This is a genomic window from Limnohabitans sp. (assembly GCF_031539175.1).
In the GTDB taxonomy this organism is placed as follows: domain Bacteria; phylum Pseudomonadota; class Gammaproteobacteria; order Burkholderiales; family Burkholderiaceae_C; genus Limnohabitans.
This window is the reverse complement of sequence record NZ_JAVKLQ010000060.1, coordinates 41785-64035: the sequence shown is the minus strand read 5'-3', so window position 1 is coordinate 64035 and position 22251 is coordinate 41785. Positions and strand designations below refer to the sequence as shown.

The following is a 22251-nucleotide window of genomic DNA, read 5'->3' as shown; positions in this document are numbered from 1 at the left end:
TGAGGAATTGACTATGATTGAAAACCGATTGAATCATCGCCCCAGAAAGCGACTAGGATTCAAGACACCTCACGAGGTATTCCATGCCTCGTTAAAGCGTGTTGCACTTCGTCCTTGAATCCGCCAAGAATGAAGCGGGTTTTCATGGATATTTTGTAAGTCTTGACGCGTAAAATCTGGCACATTGTCGCCGCCCGCATCGCCGGGCGTTCATCTTCGACCTGTTTGGGTCAGCTCTTCACAAAATCTATGTCGTCCTCTTCTGTACACCCCATGCTCAACGTGGCCGTCAAGGCTGCACGCGCCGCCGGCGCCATCATCAACCGCGCTGCACTCGACGTGGAAGCTGTGCGTATTTCACAGAAGCAAGTGAACGACTTTGTGACCGAGGTTGACCACAACAGCGAACGCATCATCATCGACACCCTCTTGGGCGCTTACCCCGACCACGGCATCTTGGCCGAAGAGTCTGGCGCCACACACGGCAACCCCGATGCCGACCACATCTGGATCATCGACCCGCTCGATGGCACCACCAACTTCATCCACGGCTTCCCTTACTACTGCGTGAGCATCGCGCTGCAAGTGCAAGGTCGCATCGAGCAAGCCGTGGTGTATGACCCCACCCGCAACGACCTGTTCACCGCCAGCAAAGGCCGTGGCGCGTTCATGAACGACCGCCGCATCCGCGTCAGCAAGCGCACCCGCTTGGAAGAGTGTTTGTTGTCTACGGGCTTTCCTTTCCGCCCAGGTGACGACTTCAACAAATACCTCAGCCTCATGGGCGACATGATGCAACGCACCGCCGGCCTGCGCCGCCCTGGTGCCGCCGCACTCGACTTGGCCTACGTGGCCGCAGGCTTCAGCGATGGCTTCTTTGAACTCGGCTTGAAGCCTTGGGACATGGCCGCAGGCGCGTTGCTGATCACCGAAGCCGGTGGCTTGATCAGTAATTTCACAGGCGAAGGTCCTTACCTTGAGCATGAAGAGTGCTTGGCTGCCCCACCCCGCATCTATGCGCAACTGGTGCCGCTCACGCAAAAGTACTCCAAGTTTGCAGGCGTTGACGACAAGCGTGCGGCCAGCACAGCAGCCAAGACCTTGAGCGTGTCACGCGCTGCGCCTGACGCTCCGCTTTAAACACACACAAGAAACAGGCTGCTTGTGTAGCGCAGCCTGTTCTTGAAAAGCGCGATAGCACCCGCGGAACCTGGGCCACAGAAGCCTCTTACAAGGCCTCTTCCTCGGTATATCCGAGTAAACGTTAACAAAATGAGGTCCTTTGCAGACCTATCATTCATCATACGTTTAACCCAAGGTACTTGCATGTCAAAGATCAATTCCCACGTTAGCAGCTACACCCTCCAGATTTTGGGCCTGGCCCTGATGGCCACGGGTGCCATTTCAGCGCAAGCACAAGAAGTGCGCGTCATGTGCTACCAAGATGGCGTGGAGTGTGACGTCACCACTGAATTGGCGAAGAAGTTTGAAGCGCAAAACCCCGGCGTCAAAATCGTGGTCGACACCGTGCCCTACAAGACCATCACTGAACAACTCCCCGTTCAATTGGCTGCAGGCCAAGGCCCTGACATCGCGCGCGTGACCGATCTGGGCGGCTTGTCCAAGTTTTATCTGGACATCTCGCCCAACATCAAAGATCGTAAATATTTCGACACACAATTCGGCAGCACTGCCGCTTGGCTGAGTCCCAACGCGGGCGACAAAGGCATTTATGGTTTCATGTCACAACTGACCATGACAGGCCCTTACGTCAACAAGACCCTCTTTGAACAAGCCAAAGTCGCACTGCCCGGCCCCAAAGCCACATGGGACGAATGGGTCGCGGCCGCCAACAAAGTCGCCAAGGCCACGCAAACCAAAGCAGCCATGGCATGGGACCGCTCGGGCCACCGCTTTGCAGGCCCAGCCATCAGCAATGGTGCTGCCATTTTTGATGCCAAGGGCGAGTTGACGCTCGATGCAGGCTACAAAACCACAGTCAACAAATTTGTAGGTTGGCACAAAGACGGCACCCTGCTCAAAGAAGTGTGGGCGGGTTCCGGCGGCTCAACCTATGCTGACTCGATTGGTGAATTCATCAATGGCAACACCGTCATGGTCTTGTCTGGCTCTTGGCAAATTAACCGTTTACAAAAAGACATTGGTAACAAATTTGATTGGGTTGCGGTGCCCAACCCCTGTGGCGCAGCCGCATGCACCGGCATCCCAGGTGGCGCAGCTTGGGTCGCGTTGAAAACCAGCAAATCGCCCAAAGAAACCGCGGCTTTCTTGAACTTCATGGCCGCTGAAACCAACTATGCCGATTTCATTGCCAAAACAAACAACATTCCTGCGCATGCTGGATTGGCCAAGAAAGGCGTCAATTACGTCAACGCACAACCGGCGGCACGTGCAGCCTTAGGCGTGTTTGGCTCAGGTGTCGCGCAGTTATCGCCCGTAGCCTATAAATTCCAAGGCTACAAATACAACCGCGCCCTGATGTTGCCAACCGTGTCACGGGTGACTCAAGCTTTGGTGGGTGAGTTGAGCACCGACGAAGCACTCAACAAGATCAATGCCGACATGCAAGACGCTGTGAAACAAGCGCAAAAATAAATCGGCACTGTGCGTTTTCTCGCGTTCTTTTTTAACCTCTTTGAACCCCTCTTCCGACTCAGCCAGAAATGGCTGGGTCAGTCGCGGTTGGCTTGGCTGTTCGTCGCACCCAACTTGCTGGTGTTTGGCGTGTTCACGTTTTTACCGATCGTCATCAACGTTGTGTATGCCACTTCTGCTGGCGTAGCGCTGATGCCGTCAGAACGGCCGTACTCAGGCCTTGAGAATTTTGAAATTTTGTTTGAATGCCGTGATTACTTTGATTTTCAAAGTTGTCGCAAAGACGTGTTCTGGCGCGCCATTGGCAACACCTTGAAATTCAGCACCATTCAAGTCACGTTGATGGTGTTTTTCTCGCTACTCACGGCTTTGGTGTTGAACCGAAAAATCATCGGCCGTGGTTTTTGGCGAGGTGTATTTTTCTATCCCGTGCTGCTCTCGCCTGTGGTGGTGGCCTTGATTTGGAAATGGTTGCTGCAAAGCCAAGGTGTCTTCAACGCCGTGTTGATCTCCGCGAACCAAGCGCCTATCGATTGGCTCACCGACCGACATTGGGCCTTCTTTTGGACGCTCTTTGTCTCGATCTGGGCGCACATGGGTTTTTACACGCTCATTTTGCTTGCCGGTCTACAAGCCATTCCCAAAGATGTTTACGAAGCGGCGTTGATGGACAAAGCGTCACCTTGGCGCACGCTGACCCACATCACACTGCCTTTACTCATGCCCAATTTGATTGTGGTGTTGGTGCTGGCCATGATCCGTGCGGTGCAGGTGTTTGACGAAGTGTTTGTACTGACCGGTGGAGGCCCTGGCTCTGCGACCACTTTCATCGTGCAATTTATCTATCAAACAGGCTTTGCGGAGCAAATTCATTTGTACGGTTTGGCTGCTGCAGCCTCATTGGCACTGGCGGTGGGCTTGATCATGCTCACGCTGTTGCAACTCAAACTGACCCGCGCCAAAGACGCTGGCCAAAAGGTGCGCTGACATGGTGTTGAAATTTCTCACCCGCACACGACACGCCCAACGCTTTGGCTGGACCGATGCACTGAGCTATGCCTATTTGGTGATTGGCTTGTTCACCTTGTTTGCGCCAGTGCTGTGGTTACTCATGTCGTCTTTCAAAACCGAAGCTGCGATTGGCGAATTCCCCCCCACCTTTCTGCCGTACACCCAACGCACAGTCCACATCGACAACTACCCGCAGCCTTTGCCGCTGTTCAACGTCACCACCGAGCAAGGGGTGGTCAAACCCATGGCACAGGTCAGCCGCATCGGCATCATGGCAACCATGGTCGATCCTGCCAAACCTCAAGAAACGCTTCAAGTCAACATCCAACAACGTCAACCCGTTCGTGAACTGAGTTTTGCAACACGCAACTACACCGAACTATTTGACAAGTTTGCGTTTGGCAAGTACTTGTTCAACAGCGTGTTCATCACGGTCGTGGCCACGATGCTGACTCTGCTCTTCAATTCGATGGCTGCGTTTGCACTGTCCAAATACAAATTCACAGGCCAAAAGACGGTGTTCTTGCTCATCATCGCAACCTTGATGATTCCCCCCACCATCGTCTTGGTTCCCATCTTTTTGGTCATCAACTCTGTCGGTTTGCTCAACAGCTTGTGGGGCGTTATCTTGCCCGCCGTGGCCACGCCGACTGGCGTGTTTTTGCTACGCCAATACATGCTGACCATTCCCGACGAGCTGCTCGAAGCTGCGCGCATGGACCACGCCAGCGAATGGCGAATTTACTGGCGCATCGTGCTGCCTTTGAGCGCCCCCGCATTGGCCGTGTTGGCTATTTTCTCGGTCATGTGGCGCTGGAACGACTTCTTGTTGCCACTGATCGTCTTGTCCAAGTCTGAGTTCTTCACCTTGCAATTGGCTTTGAACTCATTCCAAGGCGAACTCAACACGCAATGGCATTACTTGCTGGCCATGACGGTCATCACGCTGTTACCTATCACCTTGGTGTTTGCATTCTTGCAACGCTATATCACCACAGGCATTGCAAGCGCCGGTGTCAAATAACTCTGGAATTTTCTGTGTCCACGCTTGAACTTCACGCCGTCACCAAATCGTTTGGTGCAACACACGTCATTCAACACATCGACCTGAACGTTCGGCACGGCGAGTTCATGGTCTTTGTGGGCCCTTCGGGTTGCGGCAAATCCACCTTGCTGCGCATGATTGCGGGTTTGGAAGACACCACCTCGGGCGACATCTTGATCGACAACCACGTGGTCAACACCGTATCAGCCGCAGATCGGGGTTGCGCCATGGTGTTTCAGTCCTACGCGCTTTACCCACACATGAGCGTGCATGCCAACATGGCCTTTGGCCTTGAAAACATGGGCATGCGCAAAGACCTCATCCACGAAAAAGTGACCGCAACGGCCAAACTTTTGCGCCTTGACAACTTGCTGGACCGACGCCCCACACAACTGTCTGGCGGTCAGCGTCAACGCGTTGCCATTGGGCGCGCCATCGTGCGAGAGCCCAAAATATTCTTGTTCGATGAGCCCTTGTCCAACCTCGATGCCGAATTGCGTGTCTCCATGCGCAGCGAATTGCGCGAGCTGCATCACCGCTTGGGGGCGACCATGATTTACGTCACCCACGACCAAGTCGAAGCCATGACTTTGGCCGATCGCATCGTGGTGCTGCGTCAAGGTCAAATTGAGCAAGTGGGTTCGCCACAAGAACTCTACGAGCGCCCCGCGAACACCTTTGTCGCGGGCTTCATTGGCAGTCCACGCATGAACTTCATCCCGATCAGCAGCTTGTCTGGCATGCCTGCCCATCCATTTGTGCCAACACCCAACACACAGACCTTGGGCATTCGTCCCGAACATTTTGTGCTGTGTGCTCCCCACGAAGGGCTGACGGTCACGGTGACCAACACCGAGTACATGGGCTCTCAAACTTTGGTGCAAGCCACCTTGCAAGACGGGACAAAGATTGAAGCCTTGTTACAAGACACCACGCCGCCTGCACTTCATCAAACGCTCTCGTTGAAAACATCTGGCACGCACATCCATTCATTCGATGCGAACGGCCAAGCCATAGGAAATCACGTATGACTCCCTGGACTGCAGAACAATGGGTGCCACACGCACAAGGCGCAGACGTCCAGCTCACTTCACGCGGCAACCTGCGTCTGCGCTTTTTGAGCGACAGCATGGCACGTGTCACCCTCCAACCCAAAGACGGCTACCGCGAACCCAACACGTGGGCCATCGCGCCCGTCAACGCACACGCCCCACATGACGTGCCTTGGCAAGGTCGCCATCGCGATGATTTGTCGTGCTTTGCAACACCCGCCGTTCAACACCACAAGAGCCAGGGTTTGCATGTCTTGTCCACGCCCAGCTTGCGTGTCGAATTGCACACACAGCCTTTGCGCTTGGTGTGGCATTGGCAGCAAGACGGCCATGATGAGGTGGTGTTGTCTGACCGTTCCACCAGCGCTTACTTGAGTGACAAGCGCACGGGCGCGCTGCGGCATTACATCCAACGTGACGATGCCGAAAAGTTTTATGGTTTGGGCGATAAAACCGGTCCGCTCAACCTCAGTGGTCGGCGTTTGCGCACCTTGGCCATGGACTCGTTGGGTTACGACCCCGAGCACGGCGACCCGCTTTACAAACATTGGCCTTTCGTGTTGAGCCGCACGCCTAATGGAAAGTGGCTGGGTCTTTATTACGACACCTTGGCCAGTTGCACGTTTGACTTTGGCTGCGAACACGACAATTACCACGACTTTTACCGTTATGTCGACATCGACGACGGCGACCTCGACTACTACGTGATGGTGGGCAACACGCCCGCTGAAGTCCTCCAGCAGTTCATGACCTTGATCGGTGGCACACATCTGCCGCCACGTTGGACGGCTGGCTACGCGCAAACCGCCATGGGCTTGGCGGACTCGCCCGATGCGCAACATCAACTGTCCACTTTCATTGATTTGACGCAGCAGCATAAACTGCCCGTGTCGGCCTTTCATTACGGCTCGGGCTATTCCTCGCGCGGTAAACGCCGCTACGTATTCACGTGGAATCACGACAAGTTTCCAGACCCCAAGTCCTTGAACCAGAAATTTCATGCGCACGGCATGCACTTGGTGGCCAACATCAAACCGTGCTTGCTGGACGATCATCCGGCATTTGAAGGCCACGTCAAAGGCGGACTCTTCATTCAGGACACGAGCCATCAAGCCGTCGTCGAACCCTATTGGGACGGACAAGGCGCTCACTTGGACTTCACCAACCCCGAAGCCGTGCAGTGGTGGCAAACCCAACTCAAAGCCCAAATTCTGGACATGGGCATCGACGCTGGCTGGAACGACAACAACGAGTACGCCATCCTCAACGAAGACGCGCAATCCAACGGCTGGGGGCACGCCATTGCCATGCACCGTTCGCGCCCCTTGCATGCCTTATTGATGACACGCGCCACGTTTGAAGCGCAAGAACAAGCCTTGGGCCGTGACAACGTGTTCACCGTCACACGCGCAGGTCCACCTGGCATTCAGCGCTATGCACAAACTTGGTCCGGCGACAACACCACCAGTTGGCGAACGCTGAAATGGAACATCCGCACAGGCCTGCAAATGAGCTTGTCGGGCATGTTCAACGTGGGCCACGACGTGGGTGGGTTTTACGGACCGCTGCCCGATCCCGAGTTGTTTTTGCGGTGGGTCCAAGCGAGTTGCTTGAACCCGCGCATGGTCATGAACTCGTGGAAAGCGGGCAACGTCAGCAATTTGCCATGGATGCACCCCGAGGTCAAAGACGATGTGATTCGCGCCATCGAATTGCGCTACACCCTGATGCCGTACCTGTGGTCTTTGTTTGAGCGGGCGTCGTCTCACCACGAACCCATCATTCGTCCCACGTTTTACGATTTTCACGAAGACATGCAGTGCTTTGAAGACTCTGACGATTTCATGCTGGGCCCATGGCTGCTGGTCGCGCCCGTGGTGCATGCAGGCCAAACCACGCGTGAGGTGTATTTGCCCCAGCTGGCCCAAGGCGAATGTTGGTTTGACTTTGAAACTGGCGAACGTTTTGCGGCAGGTCAAACCCACACCGTGCCAGCGCCCATGAACAAATTGCCCCTCTTTGCACGCCAGGGTGCACGCATTGCCTGCGCCGCCGCCCAAGCGGGGCAAGTGGCAAAGTTTGACGACCCCATCCATCAAACCCGCGACTTCTGAACTTCGGCGGACTCAAGGCCCCAGCCAAGGGCCTCGCCAGACGTCGAGGCAGTCGCCATGCTCGACAATGTCAAAATATCGCTGATACACGTCAGTCGCTCATTATTTCAAGTCGTTCCAGTTCAGCCCCGTTATTGATGTCAAAAGAGAATTTATTGCCCAAGGCATCCGCTCCGGACTCATCTGGGCACACCCCTATGATGCAGCAGTACTTGGGGCTCAAAGCTGACCACCCCGAGACGCTGTTGTTCTACCGCATGGGCGACTTTTACGAGTTGTTCTTTGCGGACGCCGAGAAGGTCACGCGCCTGCTCGACATCACGCTCACGCAACGTGGCCAGTCCAACGGCGAGCCTGTGGTGATGGCCGGTGTGCCATTTCATTCCCTCGAAACTTATCTGTCACGCCTCATCAAGCTGGGCGAGTCCGTGGCGATTTGCGAGCAAGTGGGCGATGTGGGCGCGAGCAAAGGCCCCGTCGAGCGCAAAGTGGTGCGCGTGGTCACGCCGGGCACGCTGACCGACAGTGCGCTACTCAGCGACAAAACCGAAGCCTATGTGTTGGCCATTCACCAAAGCGACCGCCATGGTTGTGGCTTGGCATGGCTCAGTGTCACGCAAGGGTTGGTGCATTTGGCCGAATGCGAGACATCGGAGTTGCCCAACTGGATTGCCCGCGTGGCCCCCAGCGAAATTATTTACAGCGCCGAAGTCAGTCCCGCGTTTGAGCAACAACTGAAAAGCTTTTGCAGCAACCTCGGCCTGCCCGCCCAAGTGCGCCCCGCGTTTCAGTTTGATGCCGCTTTGGGTGGCCGCAAGCTGCTGGAGCATTTGCAAGCAGCCTCCCTGAACGCATGGAACGCACAAGACGTGGTGCAAGCCCATGCCGCCGCCGCCGCACTGCTGACCTACGCCGAACATACCCAAGGCCGCGCCCTCACCCACGTGCACGGCGTGTACGTGGCGCGCAACGATGCGCTGATTGACCTGCCGCTCACCACCCGCCGCAACCTTGAGCTGACCCAAACCCTGCGCGGCGAAGACTCACCCACCTTGTTCTCGTTGCTCGACACCTGCATGACGGGCATGGGCAGCCGCCAGCTGAAAAACTGGCTGCTCTCGCCCGAGCGCGACCGCACGCAAGCCATCCAACGCTTAGCAGCCATTGAAGCGCTGCAAGACAACCGCACGCAAAGCTACAAAGTGCTGCGCGACGCCCTCAAAGGCTCGGGCGATGTGCAGCGCATCAGCGCCCGCGTGTCGCTGCGCCAAGTACGCCCGCGTGAATTGGTGTCGCTCGGCCAAGCGCTGCAAAAGGCGCTTCGCATTCAGCCGCTCATTCCCATCTCCTCGACCTCGGCAAAGAGGGAGACAGAGCACTCTGCTGCGTGTCCCCCGCTGGCTTCGCCAGCTCCTCCTTTACCTCCGCAGAGCGCTCTGTCTCCCTCTTTGCTGGTGCAGATCGCCCAACATATGTGCGTGCCGCCCGAATGCGGTGCATTGCTAGAGCGAGCATTGCTGCCCGAACCCGCCGTCTTGGTGCGCGATGGTGGTGTCATCGGTCACGGCTACGACGCCGACTTGGACGAGCTGCGCGCCATCCAAAACAACTGCGACGGTTTCTTGCTCGAACTCGAAGCCCGCGAGCGCGAGCGCACCGGCATTGCCAACTTACGTGTGCAGTTCAACAAGGTGCATGGCTTTTACATCGAGGTCACGCAAGGCCAGATCGACAAAGTGCCGGCCGACTACACGCGCCGTCAAACTTTGAAGAATGCCGAGCGCTTCATCACGCCCGAGCTCAAAACCTTTGAAGACAAAGCCCTCAGCGCCCAAGAACGCGCCTTGGCCCGTGAGAAGTTTTTGTTCGAGCAACTGCTCGATACCTTGCAACAGTTTGTGCCCGCCCTCACCCGCTTGGCCCAAGCCGTGGCCACGCTCGACGCCCTGTGCGCTTTGGCCGAGCGCTCACTCACGCTGGGCTGGTGCGCGCCCGAGTTTGTCAAAACACCTTGCATTGAAATCGTGCAAGGCCGTCACCCCGTGGTGGAAGCCCGCTTGGCCGAAACGCATGGTGTGGTGGCTGGCAGTGCGGCCAAAACCTTCATTGCCAACGACACCATGCTGGGCCACAAACAACGCATGCAAGTCATCACCGGTCCCAACATGGGCGGTAAATCGACCTACATGCGCCAAGTGGCCATCATTGTGTTGCTGGCCAGCCTAGGCAGCCATGTGCCTGCCACATCGTGCCGACTGGGGCCGATTGACGCCATCCACACCCGCATTGGCGCGGCCGACGACTTGGCCAACGCGCAATCGACCTTCATGCTCGAGATGACCGAGGCCGCGCAAATCTTGCATGCTGCCACGCCGCACAGCTTGGTGTTGATGGACGAGATTGGCCGTGGTACCTCGACCTTTGACGGTTTGGCCTTGGCCAGCGGCATTGCCACCCATTTGCATGACAAGACCCAAGCCTTCACGCTGTTTGCCACGCATTACTTTGAACTCACCGAATTCCCTGCCAACCACCGGGCGGCGGTGAACGTGCATGTGAGTGCGGCCGAGTCGGGCGCGAGCATTGTGTTTTTGCACGAAATTCAGCCAGGCCCCGCCAGCCGCAGCTACGGCATTCAAGTGGCCCGCTTAGCTGGCATGCCTTCTGCTGTACTCAGCCATGCCCGCCATGCGTTGGCCTCGCTCGAAGCGGGTGCCGATGCATCAAAGGTACAAGTCGATCTCTTTGCCCCACCACCGTTGCAAGACGACGCTGGCCCCAGCCCGCTACAAGCCAAACTGGCCGAGATCGACCCCGACAAACTCAGTCCACGCGATGCGTTGGATGCTCTGTATCAATTGAAAAAACTTTTATGACCTACTGCGTCGGTATCAAACTCAAAGCGGGCTTGGTGTTCTTGTCCGACTCGCGCACCAACGCGGGCCTCGACCAAATCAGCACCTTCCGCAAAATGATCGTGTACGAGAAGCCGGGCGACCGCTTCATGGTCTTGTTGTCAGCGGGCAATTTGTCCATCTCGCAATCGGTGCGCGAAATTTTGCAAGTCGAGCAGCTCAAAGACACCCCTGAGAGCGAACCCATCACCATCTGGAACGCCAAGAGCATGTTTGATGCGGTGCGTGTGTTGGGCGCGGCCATTCGCCGCGTGCACGAGCGCGATGCCGCGGCCCTCAAAGCCTCGGGCGTGGACTTCAATGTGTCGCTCATCTTTGGTGGACAAATTGCAGGCGAAGGCATGCGCTTGTTTCAGGTGTACTCACCCGGCAACTTCATCGAAGCCACGGCTGAAACACCCTACTTCCAAATTGGCGAATCCAAATACGGTAAGCCCGTGTTGGACCGCGTGCTGCAACCCGACACCCCACTGAACGAAGCGGCCAAGTGCGCGCTCGTGTCGATGGACTCCACCCTCAAATCCAACCTCTCAGTTGGCTTGCCCCTCGACATGGTGGTGTACGAAGCCGACAAGTTCGAGAGCGACAAAGTGGTGTGCATCGACGAGCACAACCCCTATTTCCAAATGATGCACAACACCTGGGGCGAAAAACTGCGCGAAGTGTTTGACAGCATCGACGACCCCATGTGGGACGGCGGCTCCACCGCCACCCCCTTGATGCAGCCTGCGGCTCGGGCCCCTGCACTCAAGAAAATCATGACTCCCGACGAAAAGCTCATCTAAGCCCCTATGCGCCAAGACCCCCTCATCGTCTTCTCGCACGGCAACAGTTTTCCCGCCAGCACCTACGGCGTGATGCTGGATGCCATTCGCGCACGCGGCTTTCGCGTGGAGGCGATTGAGAAGTTTGGGCATGACCCGCGTTACCCGGTGACCGACAACTGGCCACATTTGGTGCAACAGTTGATCGACTTCACGACGCCCCTTGCCGCCAACGGACCGGTGTTTTTGGTGGGGCATTCGTTGGGCGGCATCTTGAGCATGATGATGGCGGCCAAGGCACCGCAACTCGTGCGTGGCGTGGTGTTGTTGGACGCGCCCATGCTGGGTGGCTGGAAAGCCAAACTGCTCAAAGTGGGCAAGCGTATTCCGGGCGCTGAGGCGCTGTCACCCGCCTCGGTCAGTCGCAAGCGTCGCAACACGTGGCCCACCGAAGCTGCGGCGTTGGAACACTTTCAGCACAAAAAAGTCTTCGCCAAGTGGGATCCACAAGTTCTGCGCGATTACGTGGCCTTCGGCACACATGACGAAATCACCGCGCAAGGCACTCGCCGCGTGTTGAGCTTTGACCGTGATGTGGAGAGCAACATTTACAACGGCCTGCCCGACCATTTAGAAGCCTATTTCAAACGCAAGCCCTTGCAATGCAAAGCCAGCTTGATTGGGGGGTTGCAATCACGTGAACTCAAGCAAGTGGGTTTGGACTTCAGCCGTCGCATCACGCATGGCCGCGTGATGAACATTGACGGCACGCATCTGTTTCCGATGGAACACCCGTTGATCGCGGCGAGCGCCGTTGAAACAGCGCTGCTAAATTTGATCGGCTAACTTGGCCTTCGCTGAGCGATTGAGCGCAGCCAGCTTAGCGTTGGGTGAGTTGGGTTATGCCGCCCAAGTCACCGCGCCAGTCCATGCGGTCGCCAACACCACCATGCCAAACACAATGCGGTACCAAGCAAACGGCACAAAACTATGGCTGGCGATGTAACGCAACAACCAACGCACACAAACCCAAGCGCTGAGAAACGACATCACCAAGCCCACGGCAAACATGGGCGCATCTGCGAGGCTCAGCAAAGCACGCTCTTTGTAGAGGCTGTAAGCGCCAGCGCCGATCAGCGTCGGAATGGCCAAATAGAACGAAAAATCAGTCGCCGCTTTACGCGACAAACCGAGCAACATGCCACCAATGATGGTCGCACCGCTGCGGCTGGTGCCAGGAATCATGGCCAAACACTGCACCAAACCCACCTTCAAGGCGTCTAGGGGCGACATGCTTTCGACATTCACGATGCGGGCGTTGTCGTTGGGATGCACTTGTGCATCTTCTGGCTTGGCGCGGCCCCAGCCCTCGGCCCACAAAATGATGAAGCCACCGATGATGAACGTGCTCGCCACCACCGTTGGTGTGAACAAATGCGCTTTGATGAACTTGCCAAACAACAACCCCAGCACCACAGCGGGCAAGAAAGCAATCAGCACATTCAAAGCGAATCGACGGGCTGCTTTTTGCGTGGGCAAAGCCACCACAGTGCCCGCCAGCTTTTGCCAATACACAATGATCACGGCCAAGATAGCGCCAGTTTGAATGGCAATGTCAAACACCTTGGCTTTGTCATCGTCCATGCCAAGCAAGGCACCCGCCAAGATGAGGTGACCCGTTGATGAAATAGGCAAAAACTCGGTCAAACCTTCAACCACGCCCATCACGGCGGCTTTGAGTAACAAAACGATATCCACACAAGCTCCTAAAACAGCCTTGAATTATCCCTCTTGGCCTCACAGCCTCTCAAATTTTGTGGCGCCCAACATCCATGTCGTGGCGCTGTCGTACCCATGTCGCCCTGCTGGCGTGTTCAACTGAGAGGCAAACACTTAGATTACGGCCCTCGGCAAACAGGAACTTCATATGTTGATTCAAAAACTCAGACTCCAACGCGGTTGGTCGCAACAACAACTCGCAGACCTCAGCGGTTTGAGCGTGCGCACCATCCAACGCCTTGAACAAGGGCAAGTGGCAAGCACCGAATCGTTGAAGTCCTTGGCTGCCGTGTTTGAAATTGATTTCTCAACACTTCAGGAGCCCGACATGAACACCGCAACCGCCCCCGCATCATCCGCCACCTTTAACGCCGACGAAGCTTTGGTGTTTGCCCAAGTCCGCAAGCTCAAAGGCTTTTACCTGCACTTGGCCCAATACGTTTTCACCCTGGGCCTCTTGCTGGCCATCAATCTATGGACTCACCCACAGTACCTTTGGGTGCTGTGGGTCGCGCTCGGCTGGGGCATTGGCGTGCTGTTTCATGGCCTGCGCGTGTTTGAACGCTTCAACCCTTTTGGCGCTGAATGGGAAAAAAAGGAAGTCGAAAAACGCTTGGGTCGCAAAATTTAAGCGTCGCGATCGACAAAGGGTATGGCCAGCCGAAGATGGCACATTGCCCCGCCTAAAATCCAAGGATGACGAAACCCGCCACCCCCGCGACAGAACAAGACCACAAGCCCAGCAACTTTTTGCGCCAAATCATCGAAAACGATTTGGCCCAAGGCACTTACGCCAGCCGTCGCTGGGCAGGCAGCCCCGGTGACGCAGCGCACCACGCCGCAGGCGAGCCCGACCCCGCCAAGATTCGCACGCGTTTCCCGCCCGAGCCCAACGGTTATTTGCACGTGGGCCACGCCAAAAGCATCTGCATCAACTTTGGGCTGGCCAAAGAGTACGGCGGCGTGTGCCACCTGCGCTTTGACGACACCAACCCAGAAAAAGAAGACACCGAATACGTCAACAGCATCATCGACGCCGTGAAATGGCTCGGCTTTGACTGGGCGCAAATGGGCCAGGCCGCAGGCAGCGCCGCGCCCTACCAGGCCAGCGACTACTTTGACTTCATGTACCGCGCCGCCGAGGCGCTGATACAGGCAGGTCACGCCTATGTGGACGAACAAAGCGCCGAAGACATGCGCGCCAACCGGGGCGACTTTGGCAAGCCCGGCGTGGACAGCCCCTTCCGCACACGAACGGTAGAACAGAACTTGACGCGATTCCGCGAAATGCGCGACGGCCAACTGGCCGACGGCGCGGCCGTGCTGCGCGCCAAGATCGACATGGCCTCGCCCAACATCAACCTACGCGACCCTGCGATTTATCGCATTCGCCGCGCCACCCACCACCACACAGGCGACAAATGGTGCATCTACCCGATGTACACCTTTGCTCATCCCATCGAAGACGCGCTGGAGCAGATCACCCACAGCATCTGCACGCTGGAGTTTGAAGACCAGCGCCCGTTTTACGACTGGCTGATGGAGCGCCTGTGCGAATGCAAGTTGCTGGCCGCGCCCAGCCCCAAACAATACGAATTTGCCCGCTTGAACCTGACCTATGTGATCACCAGCAAACGCAAGCTGGCGCAACTGGTGGGTGATGGCAAAGTCAGCGGCTGGGACGACCCCCGCATGCCCACCATCGTGGGCCTGCGCCGCCGGGGCTACACGCCCGAGAGCCTGCGCCTGTTTGCCGACCGCATCGGCGTGACCAAGAGCGACAGCTGGATCGACTACAGCACGCTGGAAGGCTGCCTGCGCGAAAGCCTAGAAAACACCGCACACCGCGCCATGGCTGTGCTCGACCCCGTCAAACTCGTGCTCACCAACTGGGACGATGTGATGGGTACGGGCCACTTAGAGCCTTGCACACAACCTGCTTTGCCACACGCCGAGGAAGGTGCGGAAGTACCCACACGCCATTTCAAAATTGGCAAAGAAGTGTGGATTGAACGTGACGACTTCGCCGAAGTGCCACCCAAAGGCTACAAACGCCTCTACCCTGGCAACAAGGTACGCCTCAAAGGCGGCTATGTGATTGAGTGCACAGGCTGCACCAAAGATGCTGCTGGCAACATCACAGAAGTACAAGCCACCGTCATCCCCGACACCAAGAGCGGCACCCCCGGCAGCGCCACTGTCAAGGCCAGCGCCGCCATCACATGGGTGGGCGTGAGCGACGGCCTGCAGGCAGAAGTGCGCATGTATGACCGATTGTTCACCGACGCACAACCCGATGCAGGCGGCAAAGACTTTCTTGCAGCGCTCAACCCCGACAGCCTGAAAGTGGTAACCGCGTATGTGGAGCCATCATTGGCCCACGTGCCCGCCAGCGCACACTTTCAGTTTGAACGCCACGGCTACTTTGTGACCGACCGCGTGGACCATGCGGGGGGACAGTTGGTGTTTAACAAAATCACGGGGCTCAAGGACACTTGGGTCAAATAAATCATGGCCCTGCTTGATGAACAATTGGTCGATGAGTGGCTGAATCGTCAGAACTTTTTCACCATGCGAGGTATCAAGCAAGGTGTTGATGAAATCGATTTACTTGGCATTCGTCATTCACCATCAGGCAACGACTTCTGGCATGTTGAAGTTCAAATCAGTTACAGACCCATCGGCTATATCGGGGGCGACTCAAACGCCCGCAAACGTAGCCCAACTGAAATCCAAGAAGGTGTCCGTGCTTGGGTAGAAAAGAAATTCACTTCTGCCAAGAAGGTCAACCGACGTAATGCGATTGTGCAGAACGCAAATTGGCACTATGTTCTCGTCCATGGCGTAGTCAGAGAACCAGTCGAACTGAATTTCATGAAAGATTTGGGGGTTACCCTCATTCCATACAAGCAAGTCTTATTTGATTTACAAAAAGAAGCCAAATCGCAAAGCTCTTCGGCAGCAAGCAACATCATCGACATGCTTCATTACATTCAAAATGAATGACACGAAAGCGTGCTTGCTCACAGACGTCACAAACGCCCTTAATCCGGCACCCTCAGCACCTGCCCAGGAACAATGTTGTCAGGTGATGCCAGCACGCGTGGGTTGGCTTCAAACAAGCGTGGGAACTGGCTGGGGTCACCGTAGACCCGATTCGCAATTTGCCCCAAGGTGTCGCCGGATCGAACTTCATAAACCTTGCCTGAAGCATCGCGCTCTAGACCGTCTTTGAGTTGATTTTTCACACTCTCCTGAGAGGCGCTTACGGCATTCGCCGACTCTGCTGGGCGACTCTGCGCAGGCGTTGCTGGGGACGTGCGCACACTCGTTTGCTGAGTTCGCTCCGATCTTTTGCCTTCAGGCCTGCTGGACTTCGTGGCCTTGGTCGGCTCTGACGCGGCGCTTTGTAAATTAAAGCCGCCCCCAGCATTCCCCCCCGACGGGGACATGGCGACTCTGCCGCCGTTTTGCATCATCTGATCTAAGACGTTGAATTTGCCATACCAATAGCCACCAAAACCCGTCGCCATCATGCAAAACACCATCGCCACACCGAGATAAATGGGCGTGCTGCTCATCCCAGTTGCAGCACTTGAGGCCCCGGGGGGGGCCTCCATGATCTGGCCATCTTTGATCACAAACTGCTGAAGAGGTTGCATGGTGTTCCGCCTTTTAAAAAAGAATACTTAAATATTAATAATCATTAGACGTACATCCATATTAAATTTTGTTAACGCTTACCCGAGTAGGACAAGGTACACACGCGATGGATGTTGGGCCTCAAGGTCTGGGCCACAGAAGCGGCATTTTTAACGATCAAAAAAACAAAAAACCTAGCTGAAAGAAGTTATCCTTACAGACTGTGAATTACCTTGTGCATAACCCTATGCATATCAGCGCAAACCCTTACATTACGGGGGCTAGAACAGAATGCCTTCAAAAGAGGCAACACAGCATCTAAATTTGTATGTAACGAATCCAACAAGTTATGCGCACAGACTGTGAATGACCCTGTGGGAAACTCCGTGGATAGCGCTTGAAACCCTTACGGCTATTGACTTTCGACACGGTGCTTAAAAATAAAGCACCTTTAACAATTGACATTCAAAGGCAAGAAAACTAATAAAAATGTCACATAAGATGCGTAAAAATAGAACGTAGTCAATTTAAAAATTGACAACAAAATAGCCGTTTTCCACAAGAAATAAGTTGTTCTGCGCGATTGTGAATGACCCTGTGCATAACCCTAGGGATATCAGCGCCAAGCCTTACCCAGCTTGGGCTAGAACAGCGTGCTGCTTTTATAGGCAGTTTGTGGTGGGCATAGGCCCTATTTTTTCTCGACAGGATTGGCCGTCAACAAATTGGCTGGATAAGCGCGCATGAACTCGCGGGCTTTTTCAGGGTGGGTGTTCAGCCATGCCGCGTAGGCACCCTCACCCAAAATGGCGGGCATGCGTTTTTCATTGCCGTTTTGTTGGTAGCGATGCAGCAAAGCGTGGCTGTTGGCGTTCACGGTCAACAGGGTGAAGCTGACGATCTCCACACCTTCTTTTTCCCAACGCTCCCACAAGCCCGCCACGCCCATGGGCTTGCCATCCACACGCGCAATGCGGGTCGGCACAGCTTTGCCACTGCGCCAATCGTCTTCAAAAAAAGCCATGATCGGCACGATGCAGCGTTGGCCATTGAGCCAAGCATCGCGAAAGTTGTTCGAGGTGGTGACGGTCTCGGAGCGTGCATTGATCAACTTGGTCGAACGCAGCTTGGCGTCTGAAGCCGACTTGACCCACGGCGGCACCAACCCAAATTGGCCGTAACCCAGCTCACGCTGGAGCGGCAAGGCAGGCGTTGCATCGGCAATGGGGGCTGCGGGATGCGATGTTGCAGCCGCGTTGCGGATAAACACCCCCGCTTTGCGGGGCCACACATCACGTTCAAAGGCTTGGGTTGGGGCGGCCACGTCAAAGGCATCGGGGTACAGGGCGGCGTTGTGCACGCTTTCAAAATGAGCAGTCATGCGGGCGATGCTAGCTGAGTGCCTGCTACGCTCTAGGCTTGACTGTTGAAACCCCATGCTGATTCGATTTAACAAACCCTACGGCGTGCTGAGCCAATTCACCGCCGAAGGCCGCTGGCAAGGCCTGAAAGACTTCATTCAACTGCCTGGCGTCTACGTGGCGGGCCGTTTGGACGCCGACAGCGAAGGTCTGCTGCTGCTCACCGACGACGGTCCACTGCAAGCCCGCATTGCCGACCCGCGCTTCAAGATGGAAAAAACCTACCTCGCGCAAGTCGAAGGCGTGGTGACGGACGAGGCCTTGCAAGCCCTGCAGCGTGGCGTGCTGCTCAACGACGGCCCCACCCTGCCCGCCCGAGCCCGCGCGGTGGAGGCCCCCACCGATCTGTGGCCGCGCACACCGCCCATTCGCGAGCGTCAAAACAAACCCACATCTTGGTTAGAGCTCACCATTCGCGAAGGCCGCAATCGCCAAGTACGACGCATGACAGCCGCCGTCGGGTTGCCCACCTTGCGCCTGATTCGCACCGCCATCGGCCCCCACAACTTGGACGATTTGCCCACCGGCACTTGGCGCGAAACATTGGCCAAATAAGCGATCAGGCATGCGGCGTGAATTACCATGCCTGTACATCTCACTCCGAGATGAATCCTAAGGAGGGATGTATGGCCAAAGGCGAACAACACAGTAACAAGATGACGAAAAAGCCCAAAAAGGACACGTCACCCCCCAAGACCTCCACCTCGGATCGTCCCAACCCACCCGCGACCTACGTCGCACCTCGCGGCAAAATCAAGTCGAAATAAATTGGACTTGACGCCTGCGTGACGAGCCCGTCACGCAGAGCGCGGCACACTGAGGCTCTGAAAATTCACACCTTTGGAGACCTTCCCCCATGAACACCCAAGATCTGTTTTCGCTGCAAGGCCGCACCGCCATCGTGACCGGTGGCTCGCGCGGTATTGGCCGCATGATTGCCGAAGGCTTTGTGCGCCAAGGCGCGCGGGTGTACATCACCGCGCGCAAGGCTGAAGCGTGCGAACAAACAGCCAAAGAGTTGTCGGCCTTGGGCCACTGCGTGGCGCTGCCGCTGGATGTGTCTAGTTTGGACGGCGCCAAGGCTTTGCTAGCGGCGTATGCCCAGCACGAAAGCCAACTCGACATCTTGGTCAACAACGCTGGCGCCGCTTGGGGCGCGCCGTTCAACGAATTCCCCGAAGCCGGCTGGGACAAAGTAGTGGACCTCAACATGAAGGCCCCTTTCTTTTTGACCCAAACCTTTGCGCCCCTGCTGCGCGCAGCGGCCAAGACACACGCCGCCAAGGTGATCAATATTGCCTCCATCGACGGTATTTCGGTCAACCCTTGGGAAACCTATTCGTACGCCGCCAGCAAAGCGGGCCTGATTCACCTCACCCGCCGCATGGCCACGCGTTTGATTGAAGACGGCATCGTGGTCAACGCCATCGCCCCCGGCCCCTTTGCGTCCGACATGAACAAAGAAGCCCGCGACCACGGCGACACCGTGGCCGAACGTGTGCCCGCCAAGCGCGTGGGCCAACCCGAAGACATGGCGGCTGCCGCCATTTACTTAGCCTCTCACGCAGGCGACTACGTGCTGGGCCACACCTTGGTGGTCGACGGTGGCGTGACGCATGTGCGCGGTGATGCCTGACCCACGTATGACCTCACCCGACGCCTTCTCGATCTTCACCGTTCAAGTTCAACCCGCCGATTTGCAGTACGACGTAGAGGGCGACTTGACCTTGCTCGAAGCGGCCGAGATGTCGCGCATTGAGCTGCCCAGCTCATGCCGAAACGGCACCTGCCGCACCTGCATCTGCCGCTTGGTGAGCGGTGAAGTGAGCTACACCGTCGAGTGGCCGGGCTTGAGCGCCGAAGAAAAAGCCGAAGGCTATGTGCTGCCCTGCGTGGCGCGCCCGCGTTCGAACGTGGTGATCGAGCAGCCCGAAGCCCGCGCCACGTAACATTGGGGCCAAAAGGCACCGATCAATGACCCCGATTTATGAAGACGAACACCTGCTGGTGTTTGAAAAACCCAGCGGCCTGCTGTCCGTCCCCGGCCGTGGCCCCGAGAAGCAAGACTGCCTCTCCAAACGCGTGCAAGATATTTACGCCGACGCCTTGGTGGTGCACAGACTCGACCAAGACACTTCTGGCCTGATCGTGATGGCACGCGGCATTGAAGCCCAGCGCCGCATCAGCCGCTTGTTTGAAACCCGCCAAGTGAGCAAACGCTACATGGCGGTGGTGGCCGGCAACCCGCTGCTCAGCCAAGCGCATGCCGAGACAAACGAAGACGGTTGGCGCACCATTGAGGGCAACATCCTGCTCGACTGGGAACGTCGCCCCATCCACATCATTCACCCCGACGGCAAGCCCAGCCGCAGCCTGTGGCGTTGTGTGCAAGCGGGGCAAGAAGCCAGCTTGATTGAGTTAGAGCCCTTCACCGGCCGAACCCACCAACTGCGGGTGCACATGCAAAGCATTGGCCACCCCATGCTGGGCGACTCGCTGTATGCGCCGCCCAACATCTTGGCACTCACCCCACGGTTGATGCTGCATGCCCAAGACATTGGCTTTCCCCACCCGTTCAGCCAAGCGCCGCTGATGTTCAGCGCGCCCATTCATTGGTCGGCTGACGCCCCTTTTGTGATGCCGTAAGCGATCTGTAGCCAACACGGCGCACACTGATTTGGTTTTATTTTTAACAACTGGAGACAAACATGCGTGAAGTCGTCGTCGTGAGTGGTGTTCGTACAGCCATCGGTACCTATGGTGGCAGCCTGAAAGACATTCCCCCCAGCGAATTGGCCGCCCAAGTGGTGCGCGAGTCGTTGGCCCGCGCGGGCGTAGAGGGCAAAGATGTGGGTCATGTGGTGTTTGGCCATGTGGTCAACACCGAGCCCAAAGACATGTATTTGTCGCGCTTAGCCGCTGTGAACGGCGGCTGCGCCGAAGGCACCCCAGCCTTCAACGTGAACCGTTTGTGCGGCTCTGGCTTGCAAGCCATTGTGTCGGCCAGCCAATCCATCATGCTGGGCGACTGTGACGTGGCCATTGGCGGCGGCGCTGAGAACATGAGCCGTGGCCCCTATGCCTCCTTGAGCGCACGCTGGGGCGCTCGCATGGGCGACACCAAGCTGGTCGACATGGTGGTCGGTGCTTTGCACGACCCCTTCCACACCATCCACATGGGCGTGACCGCTGAAAACGTGGCCGCCAAATTTGGCATCACCCGCGAGATGCAAGACGCCTTGGCGGTCGAGAGCCACAACCGCGCCCAACGCGCCACCGAAGCAGGTTTGTTCAAAGACCAAATCTTGCCCGTCATCTTGAAGAGCAAAAAGGGCGATGTGGCCTACGCCACCGACGAGCACTTCCGCGCCAACTGCAAGCTCGAAGACATGGCCAAGCTCAAGCCTGTGTTCGTCAAAGAAAACGGCACTGTGACCGCCGGTAACGCCTCGGGCATCAACGACGCTGCCGCAGCCGTGGTGTTGATGGAAGCCAAAACCGCCCAAGCACGCGGTGCCAAGCCTTTGGCACGCTTGGTGGCCTACGCCCACACCGGTCTCGACCCCAAAATCATGGGCATGGGCCCTGTGTCGGCCTCGCGCCTCGCGCTGCAAAAAGCAGGTTTGACCACGAACGACATGGACGTGATCGAGGCCAACGAAGCCTTCGCTGCGCAAGCCTGCGCCGTGACGAAAGAGCTCGGCCTAGACCCCGCCAAAGTCAACCCCAATGGCTCAGGCATTTCGCTGGGTCACCCCATTGGTGCCACAGGCGCGTTGATCACCGTGAAAGCTTTGTACGAGTTGCAACGCATTCAAGGCAAGTACGCACTGGTGACCATGTGCATCGGCGGTGGCCAAGGCATTGCGGCCATCTTTGAACGCATGTAAGC

General features: G+C 56.7%; 21 protein-coding genes. 18 read left to right on the top strand and 3 right to left on the bottom strand.

Annotated elements, in window-relative coordinates; all coding sequences use genetic code 11:
- The first annotated feature begins 249 nt into the window (after positions 1-249).
- The 9 genes from RMS95_RS11205 to RMS95_RS11165 all read left to right on the top strand — a co-directional run bounded on the left by RMS95_RS11205 (position 250) and on the right by RMS95_RS11165 (position 12363).
- A complete protein-coding gene (locus RMS95_RS11205) occupies positions 250-1140 on the top strand; it encodes an inositol monophosphatase family protein (RefSeq protein ID WP_310646203.1) in 891 nt (296 codons plus the stop codon).
- 186 nt (positions 1141-1326) lie between these two features.
- Entirely contained in the window at positions 1327-2616 is a 1290-nt protein-coding gene (locus RMS95_RS11200; protein ID WP_310646201.1) for an ABC transporter substrate-binding protein, read from the top strand.
- A gap of 9 nt (positions 2617-2625) precedes the next feature.
- Positions 2626-3603, top strand: a complete 978-nt coding sequence (locus RMS95_RS11195) for a sugar ABC transporter permease (protein WP_310646199.1) — start codon at positions 2626-2628, stop codon at positions 3601-3603.
- Position 3604: 1 nt separating this feature from the next.
- A complete protein-coding gene (locus RMS95_RS11190; RefSeq protein WP_310646197.1) occupies positions 3605-4651 on the top strand; it encodes a carbohydrate ABC transporter permease in 1047 nt (348 codons plus the stop codon).
- Between the two features lie 14 nt (positions 4652-4665).
- The gene (locus RMS95_RS11185) at positions 4666-5703 is read left to right on the top strand and encodes a sn-glycerol-3-phosphate ABC transporter ATP-binding protein UgpC (protein WP_310646195.1); all 1038 of its coding nucleotides are present in this window, start codon (positions 4666-4668) and stop codon (positions 5701-5703) included.
- Positions 5700-7838: a glycoside hydrolase family 31 protein gene (locus RMS95_RS11180; protein ID WP_310646193.1), complete on the top strand. Its 2139-nt coding sequence runs from the start codon at positions 5700-5702 to the stop codon at positions 7836-7838. The genes RMS95_RS11185 and RMS95_RS11180 overlap by 4 nt, the downstream gene beginning before the upstream one ends.
- A gap of 197 nt (positions 7839-8035) precedes the next feature.
- A complete protein-coding gene (mutS, locus tag RMS95_RS11175; RefSeq protein WP_310646191.1) occupies positions 8036-10714 on the top strand; it encodes a DNA mismatch repair protein MutS in 2679 nt (892 codons plus the stop codon).
- Positions 10711-11538, top strand: a complete 828-nt coding sequence (locus RMS95_RS11170; RefSeq protein ID WP_310646189.1) for a proteasome-type protease — start codon at positions 10711-10713, stop codon at positions 11536-11538. Before mutS ends, RMS95_RS11170 begins: the two co-directional genes overlap by 4 nt.
- 6 nt (positions 11539-11544) lie before the next feature.
- Entirely contained in the window at positions 11545-12363 is an 819-nt protein-coding gene (locus RMS95_RS11165; protein WP_310646187.1) for an alpha/beta hydrolase, read from the top strand.
- Positions 12364-12417: 54 nt separating this feature from the next.
- On the opposite strand, the gene RMS95_RS11160 is transcribed toward RMS95_RS11165, so the two are convergent.
- Positions 12418-13275 (bottom strand): undecaprenyl-diphosphate phosphatase, encoded by an 858-nt coding sequence (locus RMS95_RS11160; RefSeq protein WP_310646185.1) that lies wholly within the window; start codon positions 13273-13275, stop codon positions 12418-12420.
- Between the two features lie 169 nt (positions 13276-13444).
- Here RMS95_RS11160 and RMS95_RS11155 point away from each other — a divergent pair, with 169 nt between their 5' ends.
- The 3 genes from RMS95_RS11155 to RMS95_RS11145 all read left to right on the top strand — a co-directional run bounded on the left by RMS95_RS11155 (position 13445) and on the right by RMS95_RS11145 (position 16302).
- The gene (locus RMS95_RS11155) at positions 13445-13927 is read left to right on the top strand and encodes a helix-turn-helix domain-containing protein (protein WP_310646184.1); all 483 of its coding nucleotides are present in this window, start codon (positions 13445-13447) and stop codon (positions 13925-13927) included.
- 65 nt (positions 13928-13992) lie between these two features.
- On the top strand, positions 13993-15804 hold the full coding sequence (locus tag RMS95_RS11150; protein ID WP_310646182.1) for a glutamine--tRNA ligase/YqeY domain fusion protein: 1812 nt from the start codon (positions 13993-13995) through the stop codon (positions 15802-15804).
- A gap of 3 nt (positions 15805-15807) precedes the next feature.
- Positions 15808-16302 carry a hypothetical protein gene (locus RMS95_RS11145; RefSeq protein WP_310646180.1) on the top strand — a complete coding sequence of 165 codons (495 nt, stop codon included), beginning with the start codon at positions 15808-15810 and terminating at the stop codon, positions 16300-16302.
- 38 nt (positions 16303-16340) lie between these two features.
- On the opposite strand, the gene RMS95_RS11140 is transcribed toward RMS95_RS11145, so the two are convergent.
- Positions 16341-16958 (bottom strand): LysM peptidoglycan-binding domain-containing protein, encoded by a 618-nt coding sequence (locus RMS95_RS11140; protein WP_310646178.1) that lies wholly within the window; start codon positions 16956-16958, stop codon positions 16341-16343.
- A gap of 671 nt (positions 16959-17629) precedes the next feature.
- Complete coding sequence (locus RMS95_RS11135; RefSeq protein WP_310646176.1) at positions 17630-18319, bottom strand: SOS response-associated peptidase family protein; 690 nt, start codon at positions 18317-18319, stop codon at positions 17630-17632.
- A 55-nt stretch (positions 18320-18374) separates the two neighbouring features.
- Between RMS95_RS11135 and RMS95_RS11130 the strand changes: the two genes are divergently transcribed.
- The 6 genes from RMS95_RS11130 to bktB all read left to right on the top strand — a co-directional run bounded on the left by RMS95_RS11130 (position 18375) and on the right by bktB (position 22249).
- Positions 18375-18914 (top strand): pseudouridine synthase, encoded by a 540-nt coding sequence (locus RMS95_RS11130; RefSeq protein WP_310646174.1) that lies wholly within the window; start codon positions 18375-18377, stop codon positions 18912-18914.
- Between the two features lie 71 nt (positions 18915-18985).
- Entirely contained in the window at positions 18986-19126 is a 141-nt protein-coding gene (locus RMS95_RS11125) for a hypothetical protein (RefSeq protein ID WP_310646172.1), read from the top strand.
- 89 nt (positions 19127-19215) lie between these two features.
- Positions 19216-19995, top strand: coding sequence for a glucose 1-dehydrogenase (locus RMS95_RS11120; RefSeq protein ID WP_310646170.1), 780 nt, complete (start codon positions 19216-19218; stop codon positions 19993-19995).
- Positions 19988-20308: a 2Fe-2S iron-sulfur cluster-binding protein gene (locus tag RMS95_RS11115; protein ID WP_310646169.1), complete on the top strand. Its 321-nt coding sequence runs from the start codon at positions 19988-19990 to the stop codon at positions 20306-20308. The genes RMS95_RS11120 and RMS95_RS11115 overlap by 8 nt, the downstream gene beginning before the upstream one ends.
- Before the next feature lie 25 nt (positions 20309-20333).
- A complete protein-coding gene (locus tag RMS95_RS11110; RefSeq protein WP_310646167.1) occupies positions 20334-21005 on the top strand; it encodes an RluA family pseudouridine synthase in 672 nt (223 codons plus the stop codon).
- Between the two features lie 62 nt (positions 21006-21067).
- Positions 21068-22249 carry a beta-ketothiolase BktB gene (gene bktB / locus RMS95_RS11105; protein WP_310646165.1) on the top strand — a complete coding sequence of 394 codons (1182 nt, stop codon included), beginning with the start codon at positions 21068-21070 and terminating at the stop codon, positions 22247-22249.
- Positions 22250-22251: the final 2 nt, after the last annotated feature.

What these genes read in the sequence shown, in the direction of transcription:
- RMS95_RS11205 (WP_310646203.1), top strand. Translation starts at nt 250, where the DNA reads ATGTCGTCCTCTTCTGTACACCCCATGCTCAACGTGGCCGTCAAGGCT.
- RMS95_RS11200 (WP_310646201.1), top strand. Translation starts at nt 1,327, where the DNA reads ATGTCAAAGATCAATTCCCACGTTAGCAGCTACACCCTCCAGATTTTG.
- RMS95_RS11190 (WP_310646197.1), top strand. Translation starts at nt 3,605, where the DNA reads ATGGTGTTGAAATTTCTCACCCGCACACGACACGCCCAACGCTTTGGC.
- RMS95_RS11180 (WP_310646193.1), top strand. Translation starts at nt 5,700, where the DNA reads ATGACTCCCTGGACTGCAGAACAATGGGTGCCACACGCACAAGGCGCA.
- mutS (WP_310646191.1), top strand. Translation starts at nt 8,036, where the DNA reads ATGATGCAGCAGTACTTGGGGCTCAAAGCTGACCACCCCGAGACGCTG.
- RMS95_RS11170 (WP_310646189.1), top strand. Translation starts at nt 10,711, where the DNA reads ATGACCTACTGCGTCGGTATCAAACTCAAAGCGGGCTTGGTGTTCTTG.
- RMS95_RS11165 (WP_310646187.1), top strand. Translation starts at nt 11,545, where the DNA reads ATGCGCCAAGACCCCCTCATCGTCTTCTCGCACGGCAACAGTTTTCCC.
- RMS95_RS11155 (WP_310646184.1), top strand. Translation starts at nt 13,445, where the DNA reads ATGTTGATTCAAAAACTCAGACTCCAACGCGGTTGGTCGCAACAACAA.
- RMS95_RS11150 (WP_310646182.1), top strand. Translation starts at nt 13,993, where the DNA reads ATGACGAAACCCGCCACCCCCGCGACAGAACAAGACCACAAGCCCAGC.
- RMS95_RS11145 (WP_310646180.1), top strand. Translation starts at nt 15,808, where the DNA reads ATGGCCCTGCTTGATGAACAATTGGTCGATGAGTGGCTGAATCGTCAG.
- RMS95_RS11140 (WP_310646178.1), bottom strand. Translation starts at nt 16,958, where the DNA reads ATGCAACCTCTTCAGCAGTTTGTGATCAAAGATGGCCAGATCATGGAG.
- RMS95_RS11135 (WP_310646176.1), bottom strand. Translation starts at nt 18,319, where the DNA reads ATGACTGCTCATTTTGAAAGCGTGCACAACGCCGCCCTGTACCCCGAT.
- RMS95_RS11130 (WP_310646174.1), top strand. Translation starts at nt 18,375, where the DNA reads ATGCTGATTCGATTTAACAAACCCTACGGCGTGCTGAGCCAATTCACC.
- RMS95_RS11125 (WP_310646172.1), top strand. Translation starts at nt 18,986, where the DNA reads ATGGCCAAAGGCGAACAACACAGTAACAAGATGACGAAAAAGCCCAAA.
- RMS95_RS11120 (WP_310646170.1), top strand. Translation starts at nt 19,216, where the DNA reads ATGAACACCCAAGATCTGTTTTCGCTGCAAGGCCGCACCGCCATCGTG.
- RMS95_RS11115 (WP_310646169.1), top strand. Translation starts at nt 19,988, where the DNA reads ATGCCTGACCCACGTATGACCTCACCCGACGCCTTCTCGATCTTCACC.
- RMS95_RS11110 (WP_310646167.1), top strand. Translation starts at nt 20,334, where the DNA reads ATGACCCCGATTTATGAAGACGAACACCTGCTGGTGTTTGAAAAACCC.
- bktB (WP_310646165.1), top strand. Translation starts at nt 21,068, where the DNA reads ATGCGTGAAGTCGTCGTCGTGAGTGGTGTTCGTACAGCCATCGGTACC.